The 24215-nt window shown below is 27.6% G+C and carries 23 protein-coding genes; 18 read left to right on the forward strand and 5 right to left on the reverse strand.

The window, feature by feature from the left end; genetic code table 11:
* Positions 1–49: 49 nt before the first annotated feature.
* The gene (locus ABUA17_RS11890; RefSeq protein WP_042397900.1) at positions 50–613 is read right to left on the reverse strand and encodes a chromate transporter; all 564 of its coding nucleotides are present in this window, start codon (positions 611–613) and stop codon (positions 50–52) included.
* A complete protein-coding gene (locus ABUA17_RS11895; protein WP_042397896.1) occupies positions 610–1152 on the reverse strand; it encodes a chromate transporter in 543 nt (180 codons plus the stop codon). The genes ABUA17_RS11890 and ABUA17_RS11895 overlap by 4 nt, the downstream gene beginning before the upstream one ends.
* Positions 1153–1780: 628 nt before the next feature.
* On the opposite strand from ABUA17_RS11895, the gene ABUA17_RS11900 reads away from it, so the two are divergent.
* From ABUA17_RS11900 to ABUA17_RS11930, 7 genes are all read left to right on the forward strand, one after another.
* Complete coding sequence (locus tag ABUA17_RS11900) at positions 1781–2587, forward strand: cation diffusion facilitator family transporter (RefSeq protein ID WP_042397895.1); 807 nt, start codon at positions 1781–1783, stop codon at positions 2585–2587.
* Positions 2588–2840: 253 nt separating this feature from the next.
* On the forward strand, positions 2841–5342 hold the full coding sequence (locus tag ABUA17_RS11905; protein WP_195951325.1) for an ABC transporter substrate-binding protein: 2502 nt from the start codon (positions 2841–2843) through the stop codon (positions 5340–5342).
* 1 nt (position 5343) lies between these two features.
* Positions 5344–6267 (forward strand): carbohydrate ABC transporter permease, encoded by a 924-nt coding sequence (locus tag ABUA17_RS11910; RefSeq protein ID WP_078061312.1) that lies wholly within the window; start codon positions 5344–5346, stop codon positions 6265–6267.
* An 18-nt stretch (positions 6268–6285) separates the two neighbouring features.
* Positions 6286–7128 carry a carbohydrate ABC transporter permease gene (locus tag ABUA17_RS11915; protein ID WP_195951324.1) on the forward strand — a complete coding sequence of 281 codons (843 nt, stop codon included), beginning with the start codon at positions 6286–6288 and terminating at the stop codon, positions 7126–7128.
* A 6-nt stretch (positions 7129–7134) separates the two neighbouring features.
* Complete coding sequence (locus tag ABUA17_RS11920) at positions 7135–8439, forward strand: efflux RND transporter periplasmic adaptor subunit (protein ID WP_042397886.1); 1305 nt, start codon at positions 7135–7137, stop codon at positions 8437–8439.
* The gene (locus ABUA17_RS11925; RefSeq protein WP_042397884.1) at positions 8436–9662 is read left to right on the forward strand and encodes an ABC transporter permease; all 1227 of its coding nucleotides are present in this window, start codon (positions 8436–8438) and stop codon (positions 9660–9662) included. Before ABUA17_RS11920 ends, ABUA17_RS11925 begins: the two co-directional genes overlap by 4 nt.
* A 53-nt stretch (positions 9663–9715) precedes the next feature.
* Positions 9716–9964 carry a DUF1653 domain-containing protein gene (locus tag ABUA17_RS11930; RefSeq protein WP_042397880.1) on the forward strand — a complete coding sequence of 83 codons (249 nt, stop codon included), beginning with the start codon at positions 9716–9718 and terminating at the stop codon, positions 9962–9964.
* Between the two features lie 267 nt (positions 9965–10231).
* On the opposite strand, the gene ABUA17_RS11935 is transcribed toward ABUA17_RS11930, so the two are convergent.
* The 3 genes from ABUA17_RS11935 to ABUA17_RS11945 are packed head-to-tail and all read right to left on the reverse strand — an operon-like array spanning position 10232 to position 12797.
* Positions 10232–12235, reverse strand: coding sequence for a CotH kinase family protein (locus ABUA17_RS11935; RefSeq protein ID WP_349818036.1), 2004 nt, complete (start codon positions 12233–12235; stop codon positions 10232–10234).
* 12 nt (positions 12236–12247) lie between these two features.
* Positions 12248–12412, reverse strand: coding sequence for a hypothetical protein (locus ABUA17_RS11940; RefSeq protein ID WP_349818035.1), 165 nt, complete (start codon positions 12410–12412; stop codon positions 12248–12250).
* A 19-nt stretch (positions 12413–12431) separates the two neighbouring features.
* Complete coding sequence (locus ABUA17_RS11945; RefSeq protein WP_243275942.1) at positions 12432–12797, reverse strand: VTC domain-containing protein; 366 nt, start codon at positions 12795–12797, stop codon at positions 12432–12434.
* A gap of 190 nt (positions 12798–12987) precedes the next feature.
* On the opposite strand from ABUA17_RS11945, the gene ABUA17_RS11950 reads away from it, so the two are divergent.
* From ABUA17_RS11950 to ABUA17_RS12000, 11 genes are all read left to right on the forward strand, one after another.
* On the forward strand, positions 12988–13662 hold the full coding sequence (locus ABUA17_RS11950; RefSeq protein WP_042397875.1) for a response regulator transcription factor: 675 nt from the start codon (positions 12988–12990) through the stop codon (positions 13660–13662).
* A complete protein-coding gene (locus ABUA17_RS11955; protein WP_195951322.1) occupies positions 13663–14916 on the forward strand; it encodes a sensor histidine kinase in 1254 nt (417 codons plus the stop codon).
* Positions 14917–15142: 226 nt separating this feature from the next.
* Positions 15143–15652, forward strand: a complete 510-nt coding sequence (locus ABUA17_RS11960; protein WP_042397869.1) for a DedA family protein — start codon at positions 15143–15145, stop codon at positions 15650–15652.
* Between the two features lie 227 nt (positions 15653–15879).
* Entirely contained in the window at positions 15880–16584 is a 705-nt protein-coding gene (locus ABUA17_RS11965) for a response regulator transcription factor (RefSeq protein ID WP_154820657.1), read from the forward strand.
* Positions 16559–18811 (forward strand): sensor histidine kinase, encoded by a 2253-nt coding sequence (locus ABUA17_RS11970; protein ID WP_042397863.1) that lies wholly within the window; start codon positions 16559–16561, stop codon positions 18809–18811. The genes ABUA17_RS11965 and ABUA17_RS11970 overlap by 26 nt, the downstream gene beginning before the upstream one ends.
* Positions 18812–19016: 205 nt before the next feature.
* The gene (locus tag ABUA17_RS11975; RefSeq protein ID WP_055291866.1) at positions 19017–20201 is read left to right on the forward strand and encodes a cation:proton antiporter; all 1185 of its coding nucleotides are present in this window, start codon (positions 19017–19019) and stop codon (positions 20199–20201) included.
* A 192-nt stretch (positions 20202–20393) separates the two neighbouring features.
* Positions 20394–22067 carry a hydroxylamine reductase gene (hcp, locus tag ABUA17_RS11980; protein ID WP_042397857.1) on the forward strand — a complete coding sequence of 558 codons (1674 nt, stop codon included), beginning with the start codon at positions 20394–20396 and terminating at the stop codon, positions 22065–22067.
* 193 nt (positions 22068–22260) lie between these two features.
* Positions 22261–22806: a hemerythrin domain-containing protein gene (locus ABUA17_RS11985; RefSeq protein ID WP_042397854.1), complete on the forward strand. Its 546-nt coding sequence runs from the start codon at positions 22261–22263 to the stop codon at positions 22804–22806.
* 16 nt (positions 22807–22822) lie between these two features.
* Positions 22823–23008 (forward strand): DUF1858 domain-containing protein, encoded by a 186-nt coding sequence (locus ABUA17_RS11990; protein ID WP_042397851.1) that lies wholly within the window; start codon positions 22823–22825, stop codon positions 23006–23008.
* A gap of 148 nt (positions 23009–23156) precedes the next feature.
* Positions 23157–23348, forward strand: coding sequence for a ferredoxin (locus ABUA17_RS11995; protein ID WP_042397849.1), 192 nt, complete (start codon positions 23157–23159; stop codon positions 23346–23348).
* A 129-nt stretch (positions 23349–23477) separates the two neighbouring features.
* The gene (locus tag ABUA17_RS12000) at positions 23478–24092 is read left to right on the forward strand and encodes a DUF488 domain-containing protein (protein WP_042397846.1); all 615 of its coding nucleotides are present in this window, start codon (positions 23478–23480) and stop codon (positions 24090–24092) included.
* Positions 24093–24215: the final 123 nt, after the last annotated feature.

Consider the following 24215-nt stretch of genomic DNA (forward strand, 5'->3'; position numbering starts at 1 on the left):
TATATTAAAATTAATATAGTATATGTTTTATTAGGGACAATGTTATTTTTTAAAATTTAAAAATTATTCCAATTACTGCTGCGCTAGCAATATAAACAATAGGATGTTTTTTGAATTTTGTAATTGCGAATAATAATATAATTAATAAAATTGTAGATTTAATATTGATTATATCTATTATTTTATGTGTTATGTTAAACTTATCAAAAGCTAAAATTGATACTTTAAATACTTCGTAACCAGCAGCCGCAATTAGTGCTGCAACAGCAGGTCTTAACCCGTAAAATATAGATTCAACAGTTCGGCTTTCTTTAAATTTATTTAAGAAATGAGCGACTATGATGATTACTATTACAGATGGTGTAACAAGACCTAATGTAGCAATTATACCTCCAAGTATTCCAGAAGCCTTAAATCCTGCAAATGTTGCCATGTTAACTCCAATAGCACCAGGAGTTGATTGTGATACTGCAATCATATCCATAAGAGTTTTTTGATCAAACCAATTGTATTTTGTAGCAAGTTCTGATAGAAATGGAATTGTTGCAAGTCCACCACCTACAGAAAATAAACCAACTTTAAAGAATTCTAAAAATAAAGTTAAATATATCATTTCTTTTCACCTCTTAAACCTTTAGCAATAAATCCTGTTAACCCAGCAGCTATTACTACATAAACAGGAGATAGACCTAAAAATGCAGAAATGATAAAAGCTAAAATTGCTACGATTGCACATAAATAATCTTTAATTGATGATTTTAGTAGTTTTACTACTGTGGTTATAATTAATGCTACAACAGCAACTCTAATGCCAGCAAAAGCACTTTGTACTATGGCTAAGTCAGCAAAGTTTTGAAGAAAGGCTGCAATTATAAGTATTATTATTAATGATGGAAATACAACACCTAATGTAGCTATAATGCCACCTATAATTCCTTTCAGTTTATATCCTATAAAAGTTGCAGTATTAACTGCAATTACGCCTGGAGTGCATTGCCCAACAGCGTAGTAATCAAGAATTTCTTTTTCAGTGGACCATTTTTTATTTTCGACGATTTCTCTTTGGATTAAAGGGAGCATAGCATATCCTCCACCAAAGGTTAATGCTCCAATTTTACAAAAGGTCCAGAATAAATCAAATAATTCTTTCATTATAAATGAGCTCCTTTATTAAATTAATGTTATTTTTGGTACTTTGATATAGAAAAAAATAATTAGCTATAAGTTCCAATTGATATTATATACTTAATTTGTACAATGTAACAGATTAATATTATATATAAATATAATATTAATCTAGGTAGTAATATTAGAAAGCGGAATGTAATAATCAACTACTAATTTGAAGAGGCTAATAAAAATAGTTACGTGGTAGTAATAATGATTAAAATATCTTGAATCATAATAAAAAATATATGAAGTAAAAATACCAAAATATAAAACAAATTAGATTTAAAATAACTAAAAATAATAATAAAATGTTAAAAAAATATTAAAATAGGTACATTTTAATAATAAAATAGGTACATTTAAGCTATTTACCAAAAATGTAATGAAGTAAAATGCATATATTAGTTGCAATTTTATAGCATTTTAATCATTTCAAAATTGACATGATTGCTGTATTATAATAGTGTCTAGTTTTTTAAATTTAGAATTTTATATATGAATAGAGGTGAGAATAATGAAACTAGAGAATAAAATATTAAAAATATCAGTAGTAGGTGCGTTATTCTTTGCACTATTTGGTATTGCTTGGGGATGAGCGATAGATTCTGATATGATTATATTCGATGGATTATATTCATTTATCAGCGTAATTTTATCAATGATATCCTTATATATTAATAAATATATGGCTAAAAGAGATTTTGAAAAATTTCCTTTTGGTAAACATATTTTAGAACCAATAGTTATTTCTATAAAATCATTAATAATTGCAATTATGTGTTTATATTCATTAATTGAAGCTGTAAAAACAATAGCTAGTGGTGGTAATAGTTTAGAATTTGGATTAGCACTTATATATTCGATTGTATCGGTTGTAGGATGTGTGGGAATTTCTTACTATATGAAAGTAAAAGCAAAAGCATTATCTTCAGAACTTATCAAAGCAGAATGTACTCAATGGTTTATGGATACAGCATTAAGTGCAGCTGTATTAGTAGCGTTTTTAGTTGCAATGGTATTAGCAAATACTAAATTAAATTTCTTAAATCCATATATAGATCCAGGAATGACAATAATTGTTTCATTAATTTGTATTAGAATTCCATTAAAAGGATTTATAGAGAGTTTTAAAGAAGTAATATGCGTAAAAGCAGATGATGAAATAAATGATGATATTTATGTATTAGTTAAAGAAATTGAAGAAGAGTACAATTTTGAAGAATCTATAACAAGAGTTTCTAAAATTGGACGTGAACTTAGAATTGAAATAGATTTTATTTATAATAAAGATAGTAAGCTTAAAACTTTAGATCAAATGGATAATGTAAGAGAAGAAATAAATGATGCTATAAAGCATATTGATTATAATAAATGGTTAAATGTTTCATTTACAGGTAATAAAAAATGGGCAATATAAAAGTTAGCGAAAGCTGGCTTTTTTTGTTTTCATAAATTGTTGAAAATAATTGTAAGAAAATATTAAGTTTTAATTAACTTAATATTAATTATTATATTATAAGATTTATATGGAACTTTTTAGTAAATGTGGAAGTCTAATAATAAAGAGAAATTTATTAGCATGTTAAAAATAAAGAATAATATGTTAAAATATATTAAAAAGTGTTATTATAGAATAAAATGTAAAATAATAAAATTTACTGGAGGCAAATATGGGGAAAAATTTAAAAAAAATAATGGCTATTACCTTATCGTTTACATTAGCTGTTGGTATCACAGGGTGTTCAAAGGGGAGCGGAAAATCTTCAATGGGAAGATATGTTGAAGAAAGATATGAATCGCCAACAAATGGATATGCTCAGAATCTAACAACATTAGAAGATGGAAGAATAGCAATGTTTGGTTATTCAGAAGAAACTTCTAAAGAAAGTGCTTTTATATCAGAAGATGGGGGACAAACTTGGACAAATGAATCTATAGAATTGCCGAAACAAGAAGGCAAGGAAACATATACAAATAATATTGGATATTTAAATGATGGAAGAATTTTAGTGTCTTATTATTTTGCTGATCCATATGTTGAACCATCAGAAGATGAAGGAGCGGTTGATGATTCATTAGCTACTGAAGGTGAAGATAGTGAAATTATGAATGAGGGAGATTATAGCTATGAAGAGCCAGAATTTAAGTATGCAGTTATTGAAACTGATGGAACTATAACTGATATTGATTTAGATCTTGAATCATATAATGATGGTGAAGAGTCATGGGGATATAATACTTTTAAATGTGCACCTAATGGAGATGTATTTTTCTCAGCTGGTAGTAACAATGAGTTAGTTGTTCAATTTGATGGAGAAACATTTGAAGAAAAATATGTTTATGAAGGTAGCGATTATATAGATAATTTTGTATTTGTAGGAGATTCATTAATTACAACTTCATATGATGCAATTATTGAATATGATATTACAAATGGTAAAGAAAAAGGAAATTTAAAAGCTTTAGAAAAAGAGGCTTTAGGAGAAAATTCTAATTATTATCCGACTTTTGTTAATTCAGGAAGCAAAGATACACTTTACTATTATACGACTTTAGGCTTATATGCTTATGATATGAAAAGTGAAAAAGCAGATATGATTATAGATGGTGCAATTTCTACTTTTGGGGATAATGAAAGTCAATTAATGGGCTTTGTTGAAAAAGGTGAAAAAAATTTCTTAGCTGTATTTAGTGATTGGTCAAATAGTGGATTATCAGTTATTAATTATACTTATGATCCAGATATTCCTTCAGTTCCTGAAAATCAATTAGTTGTTTACTCATTATTAGAAAATTATACAATAAGACAAGCTATTTCAAGCTATGCTAAAGAACATCCAGATACATATGTTAAATATGAAATTGGATTAAATTATGGTGATGGGACAACTCAATCAGATGCACTTAAAACTTTAAATACAGAAATAATGGCTGGAAATGGTCCAGATGTCGTAATTTTAGATGGATTAACTGCAGAATCATATATAGAAAAAGGTTTATTAGAAGATATGAGTGATATAATAAATCCTTTAGTTGAAGATGGAACAATCTTTAAGAATATTGCTGATGCATATACTAATGATGGAAAGATATATCAAATACCAACATCTTTTAAATATCCAATATTACTAGGTAATAAGGAAGATATAGATTCGGTTTCAGATTTGAACTCATTAGTTGAATTAACTAAAAAACTATCTACACAAACAGATAAAAGGATATTTGAGAATTATTTTAGTCCGAGATCTTTAGTTTATTTATTATATTATTTATACGGTAATGATTGGTTAAATGATGATAATACAATAAATGAAGAAGCATTAAATAATTTCTTTACAAAAGCTAATGAAATGTATGGCTATCTTCAAACTAATGAAGAAGCATATATGAAAACTATGGAAGATAAGTATTCACAATTAGAGGAATATAGTGAAGATTTTGATATGAGTGTTGATAGTGAAGAGTACATTGATGAAGATGTTGATGGAGAATATAGTGAAGAAGATTATGAGGATCTATATGCAGTATATGATTTACAGTATTATTTAAATCCAACTATTTATGCAGATTCATTCTTATTTGATAGATCATCATCATTAGCTATGGGTGGGCTTTCTGGAACTTATGATTATGGAACAATGGTTACTGTATTAAATAACTCTCCGGAAATTAGTTATAAAGTTTTAACTAGAGGAGAAGAAAATATATTTATTCCTTCTAACATAGTTGGAATTAATGCAAAAGGAAAAAATAAAGACCAAGCAAAAGAAATAGTAACTTCATTACTTAATGGTAACTCTAATGATAGATATTCTAGTGATGGATTTAGTATAAATGTAAATAAATTTAATGATGCCTTTTCTATCGAAAAGATGAAGGAAGAAGGATATGAATTAGAGCTTGATGAAGCAACAAATCATTATACTCAAGGTACAAGGGGATGGTCTGATGAATTTGGAAATTCAAAAGAAGTAAATATATTATTACCTAATGATGAAGATGTAAGTAAGTTAAAAGGTGAAATAGAAAGCTTAAATGTTGGAACTACAGTAAATACGGTTTTATTAACAGAAGTTGCAAAACAATTTGATTCATATGCACAAGGGGAAATATCTTTAGAGGATGCTATAAATACAGTTGTAGATAACTTGGATTTATACTTATCGGAGTAATATGGAAGAGTTAAAAGAAAATAAAATAAAGCAATTAAAAAAAATAGGAAAAGCAAAGACAAAAAAAGTTGAACAAGAAGAGATTAAGAGAAAGACAAAATATACAGGGTTGTATTTTGTATTACCAAGTTTAATAGGGGTAGCAATTTTTACATTGCTTCCCTTCTTAGATGTATTTATTAGATCTTTCCAAAGTGCAATTTCAAGGGAATTCACAGGAGTACAAAACTATGTTGAAGTGTTCAATAATGCAGCTTTTAAGTTAGCCGCAAGTAATACAATAAGATTTGTACTTATATGTATACCGTTATTATTAACATTATCATTATTATTAGCAGTTGCATTAAATAAATTTACAGAAGCATCAAAGGTACTTAGAACAGCATTTTTAATACCAATGGCAGTACCAATTGCATCAGTAGTGTTAATATGGAATATTGTTTTTAACCAAAATGGATTCTTAAGTGGATTTTTAGATAAGTTTAATATTGCTGGCCAAGATTGGATGAGTACAGGATGGGCTTTTTGGATATTAGTATTTAGTTATATATGGAAGAATCTTGGCTATAATATAATTTTATGGCTAGCAGGATTAAATTCTATATCTAAGGAAATATATGAATCTGCTAAAGTTGATGGTGCTAATAACATACAATGTTTCACGAAGATTACATTGCCTTGTTTAAAGCCTACTTTATATACAGTTTCGGTTTTATCACTTCTTAATTCTTTTAAAGTATTTAGAGAAGCATACTTGGTTGCTGGTGATTATCCAGATAAGAGTATGTACTTATTACAACATTTGTTTAATAATTGGTTTAGAGAATTATCGTTTGATAAAATGGCAGCAGCTTCAGTTCTTATGGCCATTGTGATATTTGTTTTAATTATGCTATTACAAAGAGCTTGGGAAAAGCAAGATTAGAGTGAGGTGATTTATACAATGAAGAAAAAGATATTATTTATTATATTAGTTGCTATATCTATATTTATGTGTTTCCCAGTTATATTTTTATTAGCAGGATCATTTATGGGAGTAGATGAATTAACAGCTTATTTAGGGCCAGTTTTATCTGAAAAAGGAAAAGGATTTGTAAGCTGGGGGTTATTGCCTAGCTATCCAACACTAAAATCATATATAGAGTTATTATTAGATACTCCAGAGTTTTTCGTAATGTTCTGGAATTCAGTAAAAATAGTATTTTTCTCTGTAGCTGGACAACTTTTGTTTGGAATTCCAGCAGCTTGGGGATTTGCTAGATATAAATTCCCATTTAAGAAAGTATTATTTACTATTTATATAGTTGTAATGTTAATGCCATTCCAAGTAACTATGCTATCAAGTTATTTAGTATTAGATACAATGCATTTACTTGACAGTCATGCAAGTATTATATTACCAGCTATATTTTCTACATTTTCAGTATTTATAATGTATCGATTCTTCTGTAATATACCAGAGTCAATTATTGAATCTGCAAGAATAGACGGGGCTAGTGAACTTGTTATTTTTGCAAAGATAGGTGTTCCTTTAGGAATGCCAGGCATAATGTCTGCAGTAGTATTACAATTTTTAGAATACTGGAATTTAATAGAACAACCACTTACATTCTTAAAAGATAAGGCATTATGGCCATTATCGATTTATTTACCCAATATTACTTTAGAAAATGCTGATATAGCATTTACAGCATCTGCTGTAACATTAATAGCTGCTATAATAGTATTTTTTGCAGGACAAAGCTATTTAGAGCAAGGTATTGCAGCATCAGCAGTAAAGGAATGATAATTTATGAGTAAAAATGAAAAGATTAAAAAGATTATAAATTTTAAATATATAAAAAAAGGAAAAGATACTTTGCAAAAAAAAGCAGTAAAAGCTTTATTTGCTTTTTTGGTATTGATGATAGGATGCACTATGTTATCTAGAGCTGCAGATTCTATGACTATACCAAGAATTAAAGTTGATACTCCTAAGTCAAAAACAATAGTAGATGAAGTTAAGGCTAAAGGAGTAGTAGCTAAAAATAGAGAAGAAAAGATTTCAGTCGTTGAGGGACTTAAGATTGATTATGTAAATATAAGTGTTGGGTCAAGTATTAAGGTTGGAGATACTTTAGTTGAACTTGATAAGGATGATTTACAAGCTAAAGTTGATGAAATTAAAAAGAATATTGAACAAGAACAAAAGACTTTATCACGTGCAACGGAAGATTACAACAAGGCTATAAACACTAAAAAGAAGGCTGTACAAACTGCTTTAAATGAAATGAATACAGCAAAGCAAGCATTAGATAATTATAATAATTTAAGTGAAGAAGAAAAAGATTCAATGATGGAGGAAAGTTTAAAGGCTGACTATGAATCAAAGAAAGAACTATATAATTCAGCAGTGGCAGATTCTAATGATACCGTTGATTTAGATAGGTCACTTCAAGATACAAAAGATTCTCTTAAAATTGAAGAATATAATAAGGAACTTGCAAAACTTCAGCCTTTACTAGATGCTAGTGGAAAGATTGTTTCTGAAAAAGAAGGAATAGTTACTAGTGTTGTAGCTGAAAATGGAGGAGTTACTACTGATACTATAGCATCAATTGCAGATAAGAACGAGGGATATAAATTTGTTGGAGAAATTGATAAAAGTAATAGAACATTAGTAAAACAAGGACAAACAGTTGCTTTAAATTTGGGCTCATCAGGAATTATTGAAAATTTAACTATTGATTCTATTTCAAAAAATGATGATAATCCAGATACCTTAAAAGTTACAGTTGTTTTACCAGTTGGAATAGGCGAAATTGATGAAAGTGGAGAAATAATAGTTTCAAGTAAATCAAAAAAATATGGTACATGTGTTCCGTTAGCAGCATTAAGACAAGGTGATGGGGATAGTTATTATATTTTAGTTGTTACTGAAAAGGAAACTGTACTTGGTGAAGAATTAACTGCCAAGAAGGTTGATGTTAAAGTTGAAAAGAGAGACGGAGAATATGCAGCAGTATCTGATGGATCATTAGGAAGAAATGATAAAATAATAATTGATAGTAATAAAACAGTAGAAGATGGCGATAGAGTTCGCCTGGAGACTGAATGATAAGGTACTTAAAGCACATAGTTAGAATAATTCTTATGTTTGCTTTAATTATGTGCTGGGGAATATCTTTAGGTTATGCAAATAATATAGAAAGTAACAATAAAACTTTAAACTTTTATTTTGAAAATGATAAGTATAATTTAGAATTAGTCAATAGTATAAAAGAATCAGAAAAGGAATTAGCTGTAGTAGGATGGGCAGAAGAATCATTACAATCTGCCACTAACCTAGATTTAGGGAAAAGTGCAAGTGAATTAAATGTGTTAGCTATAAAAGGTTCATCTAATTTATTAGTTAAGGGATCTAATTTATTTGCTGATGATTTGGAAGGTTGTTTAATAGATAATGATACATCTTATAAGCTATTTGGAAGTAGTAACTGTATAGGTAGAGAAATTGTTTATAATGATAGAACATTAGTTGTAAGAGGAATTTTAAAGGGGTCTAAATCAAATATGATTATTCAGATTCCAGATGATTCGATGAAAGCGTTAGATGGTTTAACAATAGATGGTACTGATTTTACTTTAAATAAAATAGAAGATTTCAAAATGAGATTTGGAATTTCAGAGTTAGCTATTAATGGTAATGTATATTATATGTTAGCTAAGTTTATATCAATGATATTTCCAATAATTGCTTTAGTATTAATTTTAATTAAAGTAATAAGTAGCTTATTTAAATCAAGAAATAAACCAGTTTTAGTAGGTATATATATTATTATGGCACTGACTTTTGTATTTATATTTTTTAAAGTTACAAATATTAAAATTTCAATTCCATTGGATATGATACCAAATAAGTGGTCTGACTTTGATTTTTGGAGTAAGATGGGAAAAGAATATAAGGAAAAGATTGAATATGTGCTTTATATGAAAAAGTATGGAGTTGATATTTATAATATAGAAAACTTATTAAAATCAGCATTATATTCAATTTTTACAATTATATTATTTGTGATTAATTTAAGGGTTATAAAAATTAATGATATAAAACAATTAATTATTAATAATGGAGTTTTAGTTGTTAGTTCATTTGTAGCTGTTTTAATTATTTGGGCCAAATATAAATTTGATGTAAATGTGGCTATGATATGGCTTATATATCCATTGTATCTTTGTGGAGATTATTTTATTAAGGTTCATGGAAAGTATTTAATTTACGAAGATGAAGTAAATACTGAAATAAAAAATAGTGATATAATAGAGGAAGCAGTTTGTTAATAGCAGACTGTTTCTTTTAATTTTAATAAAAGTTTACTTACGGAGGAAAAAATATGAGAGATATATCTAATTTAAAAGGAAAAATATTTAGACATTTTAAAGGCGATTTATATTTAGTTGAGGATTTTGTGAAACATTCAGAAACTCAAGAAACTATGGTTTTATATAGAGCATTATATGGAGAGTGTGGGCTTTTTGTAAGACCTTACGATATGTTTGTTGAAGAGGTTCCAGAAGGAAAAGTTAATCCAACAGGACAAAAATACAGATTTCAAGAATACGAAGTTAAGAGCGTTAAATAGTTTACACATAAAATAACGAAAAAATAAAATATTATCTTTCCGGGAATCAGTGAAATCTCGCTTTGAATTTATATAATTGATTTCAGATAATTTGCTAAAGATTATAAACTTGCCTATCGGCTTCAAACATATAATCTTCTTAACGCAAATTATCTTCCATCAATTATTAAATTCTATGGCTCAATTTTAATATTCCCTTCAATATAATATTTCAATTTTTCTGTATTAATGTAGTAAACTAAATTATTTTCTTCGTTACTATAACTATTAACTAATGTATTTTCTTTTCTTGAAGAATGATACAAAAACTAATGCTATTACTAATAATACAATTGATGAAAGAGTGATTATTAAATTAGTATTATCAGTAGATATATTACCTGGCCCCATTGCTAAATTATTATTTTTTATATCATGCATACCGTTATTATCTTGATTAGGTATTTGAATAGATGAAAGTTGTGTTATTTCTTCATTAGTCAAACCTAAATTTAATAATTCGGTTTTAATTGAATCTGTAATACTACCATCTTCGGAACTTTGAATAATTTGCATTGCTTGCATCATAATTGAAGGATCTAAATCCGAAGTATTACTACTAATATTTCCTGGGAAATTACTTGTAGTATTACTATTAGGTATATTCATACTACTTTCAGTTGTATTATCTGATTGTGGAGTAGAACTATCAGCATTGGGAGGAGTAGTATCAGATGAACCTCTCATATTATTCATTTCACCTTTTTCATTTCCGCCACCTTGTTGTCCCATAGCACTTAAATCTACTGTAGTTTCTATAGTCCCAGTATTTGTTGAAGGTTGAGAACCATCAAGTTGAGCTGCAATACTAGTTGCTCTATCATAACCAAAGTTAATTAAGTTAGATAGTGAAGCTTTATATTCATCGTAAGTATAAAATGCAGTAGCATCATTTTGAATATAGCTACTTATTAATGAATCAGTTTTAGTTATTAGTGTTTCTAAAGTGCCGTTATTAACGAAGTTTTCAACTATTTCATTTAAATAGTGATGGTAAATATCTTTATATTCATCAACTTCTAAAAGTTTACCTATTAGAGGGCTTTCTTCTAAGCTATCAGAAACAGGTGAATCAATTGGAAAATTAATTGCATTTGAAGCTGAACCAGCTTGGAATCCTGCAAATGATAAGTTATAATCCCAAGGTAAAATACTTACTATACCATCATTTTCATATAAGTAGTAATTATGATTCATATTAGAAACATAACTATCTAAATTAACTAAGAATGTATTTGCAGCAAAGTATTTAAGCACTTCATCAACATCTAAGTATGACTCTATATCATCAAGGCTATCAAGATGTTCGATCATATCTAATATTTTAGTATAATCATCGCTATCTGTAGTTTTGAAAATAGCATTGTCAAAAATAGCAGAGTAGTTTGAAATATCATCTCCATTCCATACAAGGTTAGCACCATTAGAATTTCTACCAATTCCACCACCAATACCATTAGGTATTTGAGGTTGATTTGTAGAGTCATTAGTGGATTGCTTATTCATATCAGGAGGTGTCTGCATTTCTCTAGAAGCATTTCCATTATTCATATCAGGAGGTGCCTGCATTTCTCCAGTAGAATTTCCAGTGTTCATATCAGGAGGCATCTGCATTTGTCCGCTAGAATCTCCATTATTCATATTAGATTGATTTTGCATATCTATAGAATTATCTATTGTAGTTTTGTTATTATTTTCTGATGTTGTATTTTCTGAAGGAGAAAAATTATTATTATCCATAATTTTATTTTCATTATTGTCTTTATCACCCATAGCTACGTTATCACTTTCGGGCTTATATAAATTACCATCAATAGAGCCATAATTTCTTTCAATAAATTCTTCTTCAATAGGCTCAACAGCAAGATATAACCCCCATTCCTCACCATTAACTGTTATATGAGCATATGAGCAGGCTGGGGTTGGTATGCCTAATGAATCAAGTAGTTTATAAGATAAATATTCCTTCATAGAAGTTGTATCAGACATATTGTTATTTAATACTAACTTGCTAAGTCCATCTAAGGTTTGACCATCAACATATTTATCAAGTTTAATTTTAAAACTATATCTTTCGGTCGAATCATCAGTAACAAGTTGAGATAGACTAGAATTTCCTTTAGGTCTGATGGCTACATTATTATAGGTAGTTCCATTAACAGTTATATTAGCAGCGGTATATTCTTCGGAAGCAGCATTATCTAACATTTCTTGCCAAGAATCTTCATCCATTTCAATATTTATTTATATTACAGAATCATCATTAAAGATTGTAGTAATATAATCTGGTTGTTCTATTGAAGTAGATGAAGTGCTGCTTTTGGGTAATAGCATAATAAGTGATGAGAAACAAAGAGCTATTACCATAAATAAAGCAACAATTATATTAAAATGTTTATTTGAAATCATTTTTTCACCACCTATTAGCTTAGCTCATATATTCGCCATTATAGCTAACTAAAACAACGTTATTTACTCCTGAAATATGGCTTAATTCATTTACAAATTGTGTAGACATTTCTTTTAATCTAATTTCTATAGTTAATTCAATTCCTGAATTTGCAGAAACAGTTTTAGATTTAACTACATGTTTTTTTACTGAGTTATTTATAAATTTAATAGCATCATTTTCACTTTTATCATTAAAATTATCAAAATAAAGGCTTCTAATATGATATGTTCCAGAGGAACTAGCATTTATGTCTAATGAAGCAATATATTTAATTATATTTTTAATAGCTAGATAGTCAGCTGTATTAATAAAATATTTCAATTCGTGTTTAGGTTTACTCATAAAAAAATCACATCCATTTTATAGTAAAGTTTTTTGGTTGGCTTTATAATTTGGTTAAATTTAGGTTAGCTTACAAGTTTTATAGTAGTAGCATAACCTTAAAATAGTCTTAAAAATTAACTAAAAATTATGTTTGTGTGGTAGACTTTTAGTAAAGAATTATAAAGGGAATATAAGGAGAGAAAAATTAATGAGATTATTACTTGTTGAAGATGAAATACAGCTTTCAGAAGCTCTTAATCAAATATTAATTAAAAATAAATATGTAGTTGATGCAGTATATAATGGTGAAGATGGATTAGATTATGGATTAACAGATATATATGATGTAATAGTATTAGATATTATGCTTCCTAAACTTAATGGATTAGAAGTACTTAAAAGGTTAAGAAAAGGTAATATAAAAACACCAGTTATTTTATTAACTGCAAAAGGAGAAATTGAAGATAGAGTAAAGGGATTGGATAGTGGAGCAGATGATTATCTAGCTAAACCATTTGCAACGGAGGAATTATTAGCAAGGCTAAGAGCACTTACTAGAAGACAGGGAGAAATTATAAATGATAATATTTTAGAAGTTGGAGATATTAAATTAAATATTTCAAGTTATGAATTAGAAGGACCTTGTAATAGTATAAAGCTTTCACTAAAAGAATTTGAAATAATAAGATGTTTTATGCAAAGACCAAAGACGATTGTTACAAAGGATGAGCTTATAAGTAAGATATGGGGATATGACTCAGATGCAGAATATAACAATATAGAAGTATATATTTCATTTCTAAGAAAGAAACTTAATTATGTTAACTCAAATACTGGTATCACAACTGTAAGAGGTGTCGGATATAAGTTGGAGGAAAATTAAATGTTCAAAAAACTAAAAAATAAATTTATATTTATGAATATGGTTCTTTTAACTACTGTTTTTGTAGGTATATTTGGGACAATATATGTATCTACCGCTTATAGTTTAAATAATGATATGAAAATGCAACTTTGGAATAATATAATGTCACCACAACAGCAGCAAAAGCCTTCACCAAAAGATAATAAGATGGATATGTCAATAAAAATAGATTTAGATACAAAAAATGAAATTGTTAATGTTACTTCTAGGTTAAATACTGACGATTTAGATATTCATGCAATGGTTGAAAAGGTTGTTAATAACTCTAAAAAGATGGATAGTATTAAGATTGATGGAGAAAGCTATGCTTATTTAAAAGAGAGTATTAGTAGTGGAACCATAATAGTACTAATAAGTAAGTCATTCCAGCAAGATGTACTAGGAAATTTATTAAAAATATTTCTTGGAGTAGGATCATTAAGTTTAATTGTATTATTTATAATAAGTATTTATTTTACTAATAAAGCTATTAAGCCATTAGAAGAGACTTTTATAAAGCAAAAGCAATTTATAGCAGATGCATCTCATGAACTTAGGACACCACTAACTATTATTAAAACTAATGTATCTATATTAAAGGAAAATAAGCAACAAACTATAGAAAGTCAAGGAAAATGGGTTAATTATATTGATTCTCAAGCAAGTAGAATGTCTACTTTGATTAATGAAATGTTATCATTAGCTAACCTTGATGCTAATAAGAAAAAGGGTGAAGTAACTAAGTTTGAATTAAGTAAGATTTTAAGCGATGCTTTACTAGTTTTTGAAGTAGTAATTTTTGAAAAAGGATTAGTTTTAGAAGAGAATATAAATGATAATATATTTATTAATGGTGAAAAGGATCAAATTAAAAAGCTCATAAGTATATTAATGGATAACGCAATTAAATATACAAATAAAAATGGAAAAATTATGGTGTCTCTTAATATAGAAAAGAATAAGGCTCGATTAGAAGTTAAAAATACTGGTGAAGGTATAGAAAAAGAGCATTTAGAAAAGATTTTTGAAAGGTTTTATAGGGTTGATAATTCTAGAGATAGAGGAACAGGTGGATATGGCTTGGGACTTTCTATAGCTAAAGCCATAGTTGAAGAGCATAAAGGAAAAATATATGCTGAAAGTGTTGTTGGAGAATACACATCATTTATTGTGGAGTTACCAGTATATTTTGAAAAACAAAAATTAATCAATGATCTAAAAATAGGTAATTAATATTATTTATAAAAATGGATTTTCGATTATATAATATTATAAGTTTTAACTTGAATAAGAAGTTATTACATTATTAATGTAATGACTTCTTATTTTATATATTTTATTATGAAAGAAGTTAAATTCTTAAGAATTTCTTTAGATTATTATAATTATCTTCTTTATTTTTAAATAGTATTATAAAATTAATATAATGGTTAAAGGATAAAATTGGAGGAATTAACAGATGGATGTGAATAGTATATTGGATTATTTAGCTCAGTATGGAGTAATATTTATATTTGTAATTGTATTTTTAGAGTATTTAAATTTACCAGGGCTTCCTGCAGGAATAATAATGCCATTAGCTGGTTTATGGATATCAAGAGGAAATATGAATTTTCCATTTGTTTTATTTCTTTCAGTTATTGCAGGAGTAATAGGAAGCTGGTGTTTATATTTCTTAGGGTTTTACGGTGGAAACTTTCTTTTAAAAAAATATACTAATAAATTTCCAAAACAGAAGGATTACATAGATGAAAAGTTAAAGTATTTAAAGGATAAAGGCCATATGGGGGTATTTATAAGTAGATTAATACCGGTAGCAAGAACAATCATAGCTATTCCAGCTGGTGTACTGAAAATGGATTTCTTAAAATATACTATATATTCAGCATGTGGGATATTTATATGGAATGGAGTATTTATTTCTGCTGGTTATATTTTGGGTGAGGGGATTTTTAAGTATATTGGATAATTAAGTGGATTTGATAGAGGTTATAAATTTATAGCCTCTATTATTTCGTGCATTATAATAAAATATAATAGGTAAGCTAAATTTATATGAGGAAAGTGTTTAAACTTAGTTAAGGAATTCTTTAGAAATATATATAGTTATTATTTAGTTTTAAAAAGTACTATTTAATTATAGTAAATGAACGTTCATAAAAAATTTGAAAAGTGGGGTAAATAGAAATGAATAATTTGAGCTCATACAATATTTTAGTAGTGGAAGATGAAAATGATATAGCAATTGCAATAGAAGCATACTTAAATAATCAAGGATATAATGTATTTATAGCTAATAATGGTATAGAGGGATTAGAATTATTAAAAAAAGAAACTATTCACTTAGCAATAGTTGATGTAATGATGCCTAAAATGGATGGTATAACTTTTGTTATGAGGCTTAGAGAAAATAATGATTTTCCTGTAATAATGCTATCTGCAAAATCTGAAGAGGTTGATAAGATAATGGGACTTAATATAGGAGCTGATGATTATGTGACTAAGCCTTTTAGACCACTTGAATTGTTAGCAAGAGTTAATTCTCAATTAAGAAGATATTCAAGGTTTTTAAATATGGTAAAAGAACCAGAAGTTAAAGATAATATTTATGTTGTTGGAGGATTAGAATTAAACTTTGATACAAAAGAGGTTACTGTTGATGAAAAACCTGTAAAGCTAACTCCAATTGAGTTTAAGATATTAGCTTTGCTTATAAAAAATCCAGGAAGAGTATTTGCTGCGGATGAAATATATGAAAGGGTATGGAATGAACAAGCAATAAATACAGATACAATAATGGTACATGTAAGAAAGATAAGAGAAAAAATTGAAATTAATCCGAAAAATCCGAAATATTTGAAGGTGGTGTGGGGAGTTGGATATAAAATTGAAAAGCAGTAATGATAATAAAGAATTTAATGACTCTAGAAACAATATTAATGGAATAAAAAAATCAAACTACAAGGGAAAAGTGGTTATAGCAACTTTATTAGTTATAGCAATTATAGCAACAGCAGCATTGGGAATGTGTGCAGCATATCCATTAATAGAAGAAAATGCAAAGAACGTTTCATATAACAATTATTTTGAGGAATATGCCTTTTCAGAAAATTTAGCAGGTGCTTTATATTGTTCATATTATAATTCTTTAAATGAAAAAGCTGGAGGAACATTAGATCCAGCATCAACATTATTAAATATACCCCAAAATATATATGATAATGATGAAGATTATGAAGAAAGTGAATTTATAAATGGGTTTAATTCTAATTTTAATAATTGGAATCGTATATTAGATAATCAGCTCGCAAATTTGAAGTATTATTCTTATGATAAAACTAATAATATAACAAAAACAAATATAAATTATGAAGTTGGTATTATAGAAAATAATATAGATTTGTCATCAATAAAGAAAGATGAATATCAATTTTATGTAGCTATTAATTTTGATGAAAATGGTAATCTAACAATTAATGATATTAAGGGGGCTAATATTCAAAATTTTGAATACTATTTGAACAGTGCTTTAAGTGATTTTTTAAGTGATAATTACTACGATAGTGGTTATTATAATGCTACTATGAATCCGATTAAAAATATGGAATTTGTTTATGCAGTGCCTAATAATTTGGTGTTTAATGATTCAATATCATGGGGAATCAGAAATGCAGAGGCATATGGATATGAACTTGTAGGAGGAGTGGCAGTAATGATAATTGCTACATTAGTAGCGATAGCTGCATTAATATTCCCTATTAAGAGAGCAAATGAAATGCCTTTATTTAAATGGATATCAAAAATACCATTTGAAATTTGGATAGTTATAGTATCACTTACAGTAGCACTTTTCATTGTATCTTCTAGCTATATGATTCATCCTGCATTAAATGGACAATTAGAACATTTTGTTGGATTTAATGTTGATTGGTTTACTGCATCAGAAAAAGTTATATGGGTATTAAACTTTATTAATTGGTTTATAGGATTTGCAATTGTATTCTTTGCTGTATTAATAATAAAGTATATATTTAATTTAGGAATTAAAGAGTACTTTAAGAGAAGAACAATATTTGGAATAATATTAATGTTCTTTGTTACAATTATCAAAAAAACATTAGATGAAGTTACAAAAGTAGATTTAAGAGAAAAAAATAATAAATTAATAATAAAATTATTATTAATAAATGCACTTATATTACTAATAATAACTTCAATTTGGTTTTTTGGAATTCCTGTAGTCATACTGTATTCAATTGTTTTATTTTTCGTAATAAGAAAATATGTAGATAAAATAAGCGAAAAATATAGTAAGTTAAGAGAAGCTACAAGTAAAATTGCACAAGGAAAATTAGATGTTAATATAGAAGAAGACTTAGGACTTTTTGAACCTTTTAAAGAGGATTTAAAAGAGATTCAGAAGGGATTTAAAAAAGCTGTAGATGAAGAAGTTAAGAGTCAAAAGATGAAAACAGACTTGATATCAAATGTGTCGCATGATTTAAAGACTCCTTTAACAGCTATAATAACTTATGCAGATCTATTGAAGGGTGAAAATTTATCGGAAGAAAAGCGTAAACAGTATGTTGATACATTAGATAGAAAAGCTCAAAGACTTCAAGTTTTAATAGAAGATTTATTTGAAATGAGTAAGGCAACGAGTGGAAATATAACTTTAAATATAGAAAATATAGATGTTGTAGCTTTAATGAAGCAAACATTACTTGAATTAGAAGATAAGCTTGAAGAAGCAAAATTATCTGTTAGAAAGAATATGCCAGAAGGTAAGGTAATATTACCGTTAGATAGTCAACGTACATTTAGAGTGTTTGAAAACTTAGTAATTAATATGACTAAGTATGCTATGCCTAATTCAAGAGTGTTTATAGATATTTTTGAAAATGAAAATGATGTTCAAATTGTAATGAAAAACATGGCTGCAGAAGAAATAACATTTAATGTAGATACGATAGCAGAAAGGTTTGTACGTGGTGATGAATCGAGAAATACAGAAGGTTCAGGATTAGGTCTTGCAATAGCAAAGAGTTTTGTTGAACTTCAAAATGGAAAGTTTAATATAAGTGTAGATGGAGATTTATTTAAAGTTACTATTATTTTTGAAAAATAAAGTAATAAACTAGAGTGAAAAATCATATATCATAAGATAAAGGGAGTATAGTTAAGTGTAATTTACTATACTCCCTTTATAGTTGTATAAATAAAATGTTTTTTGAAATTATACATATAAAATATTATTAATATGTATAAATTTAAAATAATATAAATATATTACTTCATAAGGAATAAAAACATTTACTAGTGGGGTGGGGTTAATGTCATACAAATATTTATTAGATATTGCATTAATTTTATTAAGTACGAAATTATTAGGATTAATAACAAGAAAATTTAATTTACCACAAGTTGTCGGTGCATTGCTTGCGGGAGTTATACTAGGACCATCAGTGTTAAATGTTTTAAAAGAAACTGATTTTATAAGTATGCTAGCAGAGCTTGGAGTGATTGTATTAATGTTTACTGCAGGTTTAGAAAGTGATATAAGTCAGTTAAAAAGTGTAGGCAAATCAGCATTTATTGTTGCTAGCATGGGGGTGTTAATACCACTAATTGGAGGTACAGCTGTTGCATACATTTTTAATGATGGAAGTTTAACAACTGTTAGTGCCTTTTTACAAAATGTATTTATAGGAGCTATATTAACTGCAACTTCTGTTAGTATAACTGTTGAGGCACTTAGAGAATTAGGTAAAATGAGCGAAAAATCGGCAAACGTAATTTTAGGTGCTGCAATTATAGATGATATTTTAGGAATTTTAGTTTTAACAGTAATAACAAGTATGGCTGATCAATCTATAAATATTGGAGTAGTATTATTAAAAATTATAGGATTTTTAGTTTTTACACTTGTTATTGGTTATTTGGTATATGTGTTTTTTGGAAAGTGGATAGAAAAATATGATGTAGATAAAAGAAGGTTTGTTATTGGAGCATTTGTTATTTGTTTATTAATGGCATTTATAGCTGAAGAGTTCTTTGGAGTAGCTGATATTACAGGTGCATTTGCCGCAGGATTAGTATTATCAAGAAACAGAGAAACTGCATATATTTCAAGAAGATTTGATATAATTTCATATATGCTATTATCACCTATCTTCTTTGCAAGTATAGGAATAAATATGAAAATACCTAAAATGAGTTTTGAAATTATAATAATGACAATAGTACTAGTAGTAGTTGCAATGCTAACTAAAGTAATAGGATGTGGGATTGGAGCAAAAATTTGTAGATTTAATAAAAGTGAAGCTATACAAATTGGAACTGGTATGATGGCTAGGGGAGAGGTAGCACTTATAATAGCTAACAAAGGAATGAAAATGGGAATTATGAATACTTATTTTTTACCTGCTGTTATAATAATGGTAATAGTATGTGCAATAATCACACCTATTTTATTAAAGAAAGCATATGAACTTAAAGGAATAAATGAAAGTGTATAATTATTATATTTAGTAAGAAGTAATGTTCAAAATAAACTAAAAATAAATATTAATACAATTAAAGTAGTTGAATTAGGAATTATATATTAATTTCTATTTAGCTACTTTTTTATTTTAATTATAATTTTTACATTTTAGTGGAATTATATAAATGAAATTATAGAAAATGATTAAAATGTAGGAGGAAGATTAATGGAAAATAATATGGCAATGGAATATCCAATGTTTTGTTATCAATGTGAGCAAACAGCTGGTGGTAAAGGGTGTACTAAAATGGGGGTATGTGGTAAGACACCAGAAGTTGCAGCACTTCAAGATTTACTTATATATCAAATAAAAGGTATAAGTTGTTACGCAAAAGAAATAGTTGAAAAAGGGGAGAATGTAGATAAGAATATTGTAATATTTATTGAAAATTCATTATTTACAACTTTAACAAACGTAAATTTTGATGCAGATGTACATGTTGAAATGCTTAAAGAGTCTCAAAAAATAAAAGAAAAATTAAGAAAACAAGTAGGAAAAATTAAAAATGATACAGATCATGCTACGTATAACTTAAGTGAAACAAAGGCTGATATGTTAAAAGATGCAAAAAAAGCTGGAATAATGTATGATCAAAATCTTGATCCAGATATACGTTCACTAAGACAAACAATAGTTTATGGATTGAAAGGTATAAGTGCATATGGTCATCAAGCAAGGGAACTTGGATATTATGATGATCAAGTTGATAATTTTTATGTAAGAGCATTAGAAGCAACCACTGATGATAGTTTATCAGTAGAAGAATTAATAAGATGGACCATGAGAACTGGTGATATGAGTGTTGCAGTAATGAAAAAGCTAGATGAGGCTAATACTACAGTTTATGAAAATCCAACACCACATAAAGTAAATGTTCATATTAAAAAAGGACCATTTATTATAGTATCTGGTCATGATTTAAAAGACCTTGAAATGTTGTTAGAACAAACCGAGGGAAAGGGAATAAATATATATACTCATGGAGAAATGATACCTAGTCATGGATATCCTGGACTAAAGAAATACCCTCATCTTGTAGGAAATTTTGGTGGTGCTTGGCAAGATCAACAAAAAGAATTTGATAATATTCCAGGATGCATTTTAATGACAACTAATTGTCTTATGAGACCAAGGGAAACTTATAAAGATAGAATATTTACAACTAGTGTTGTTGGATGGGATGGAGTAAAGCATATAGGTAAAGATAAGGATGGTAAAAAGGACTTTACTGAAATAATAAATAAAGCTTTAGAACTTGGAGGATATGATAAAGATCAAGAACCACATGAAATATTAGTTGGGTTTGGCCATCATGCAACTTTAAGTAATGCAGAAACTATAGTTAATGCCGTTAAAGAAGGGAAGATAAGACACTTTTTCTTAATTGGAGGATGTGACGGGGCTAGACCAGGCAGAAATTATTATACTGAATTTGCAAAGATGGTGCCAGATGATTGTATAATACTTACTTTAGCTTGTGGTAAATATAGATTTAATAAATTGGAGTTTGGAGAAGTGGCAGGGCTTCCAAGACTTTTAGATGTAGGGCAATGTAATGATGCGTATTCTGCAGTTAGAATTGCAACAGCACTTGCAGATGCTTTTGGAACTGACGTTAATGGTTTACCATTGTCATTAATTATTTCTTGGTATGAACAAAAGGCTGTAGCTGATTTGTTAGCATTATTATCACTTGGAATTAAAGGAATATTCTTAGGACCTACACTTCCAGCATTTTTAAGTCCAAATGTTCTTCAATATTTAGTTGATACTTTTGATTTAAGGAGTATAAGTACACCTGAAGATGATTTAAAGACTTGTTTGAAACAAGAAATATAATAGTGAAATAGCATAAAGGTATTTAAATGATAGATAATTATTTAAGTACCTTTATTAGATAAATAAGATAATATATGAAATTAAATTATTTTTTGAAAATGTAACGTTTGTTACGAAATAAAATAGCAATTTACTGTATAGTAATAATATAAGTTAAAGCAATATTGAGAAAGATATAAAGGGAGTACAGTGAATGAAGGCTATAGAAATAATGAATGAAGAACATAAGTATATTCTTAGGATGTTACAAGTAATAAGAAAATGTTGTTTTAAAATATTAAATAACGAAGAAATTATATATGAGGATTTTTATAAGATAATAGATTTCATTAGAAATTATGCTGATAATCATCATCACAAAAAGGAAGAAAAAATACTTTTTATTAAAATGGTAGAAGAGTTAGGAGAGCCTGCAAAGAAAGCAGTTAATCAAGGGATGCTTGTAGAACATGATTTAGGAAGATTACATGTGAGAGAGTTAGTAGCTGCATTAGAAAAAGTAAAAGCTGGAGAGGAAGAGGCAAAGCTAGATGTTATAGCAAATGCAATTTCATATACACATTTATTAATACGTCACATAGATAAAGAAGATAGGGTAATTTATAAGTTCGCAGAGAGAAACTTAAATGATGAAGTAATAAAGCTTATAGATGATGAATGTGAAAATTATGAAATTAATAATGAAGAGATAAAGAACAAATATATATCAATTTTAGAAGAGTTAGAAAAAAGATATTAATTGGAGGTATAACGAAATGATAAATAAAGATAATACAATTGGTGAAATATTAGAAATTAATCCAAAGGCAGCTGATATTTTAAGTGGATTTGGAATGGGATGTTTAGGATGTCCATCGGCAACAATGGAGACTTTAGAGCAGGCTTGTTATATTCATGGATTAGATTTAAATGAAGTAATGAATAAATTAAATGAAAAATAATGTATAGAGATGAAATATAGCTATAAATATAGTGGATATAATTGCCATTGCATTTATAGCTATTTTTTAGACTAAAAATTACAGGTAAGGGAAACCTATAAAAGTATTAAATAAAAGATATTTTATATAGAAAGGAAAGTGTTATTTTATGAAAGCTTGGGTAAATGAAGATACTTGTATTGGATGCGAAGTATGTGTTTCAGTCTGTTCAGATGTATTTAGTATGAACGATAATGGAAAATCAGTTGCTATAACAGGAGATATTCCAAGTGATTTACAAGACGATGCAATAGAAGCAAGAGATGCTTGTCCAGTTTCTGCTATTGATATTGATGAATAAGATGATAAAATAATACCATTGAAAAATACTTAAATGATAATAATATATCATTTAAGTATTTTTTTTATAATTACAAAGAATATTAGTTAAAAATAAGATAGATATAAAATATAGAGGAAGGATGAGCATATGGAAATATATACTATAGGACATTCGAATTATACAGTAGAAAGGCTTATTGATATGTTAAGGCACTATAATATTAATTGTGTTGTTGATATTAGAGGTACACCTTATTCTAAGTATAATATTCAATTTGATAAGGATACTATTAAGTATACATTAACTAAGGCTGGATTTGTTTATATTTATATGGGAGAGGAATTAGCAGCTAAAAGAGTAAGAAAGGTTTCATATAATAGTGAAGGTTATTCAGATTTTAAAGAAGTAATAAATGAAGAGGAGTTTATAAGAGGAATTGAAAGGTTAAAGACAGGATATAGTAAGGGATATAAAATAGCATTATTAGGGGCAATGCAAGATCCAATAAGATGTCATAGAAGTATATTAGTTGGTAGATATTTGAGAGATAATAATATTAATGTAAAACATATATTGGATGATTATTCTATCGCAAGTCAAGAAGAGATAGAGGAAATGCTTTTAAATAAGTATTTTAGCAATAGAAATCAATTAACAATAGATGATTTAATAGGAAATAGTTTAAGTAATGAAGAAATGATTGAAGAAGGCTATGAGCTGGCCAATAAGGAAATTGGATATAGAATTGAAAATTTAAAATAATAAATTTAATAATCCCATCAGTAATAATTATTACTGATGGGATTATTAGGGAGAGTAGATAGATTTGTGTAAAAAACAAATCTATCTACTCTTTTTTTGTATGATTAGTTGGTAGATTTGGAA

Origin of the sequence: Clostridium sp. RTP31139st1_H3_RTP31139_211217 (genome assembly GCF_040227035.1) — a bacterium.
GTDB lineage: Bacteria > Bacillota > Clostridia > Clostridiales > Clostridiaceae > Clostridium > Clostridium saudiense.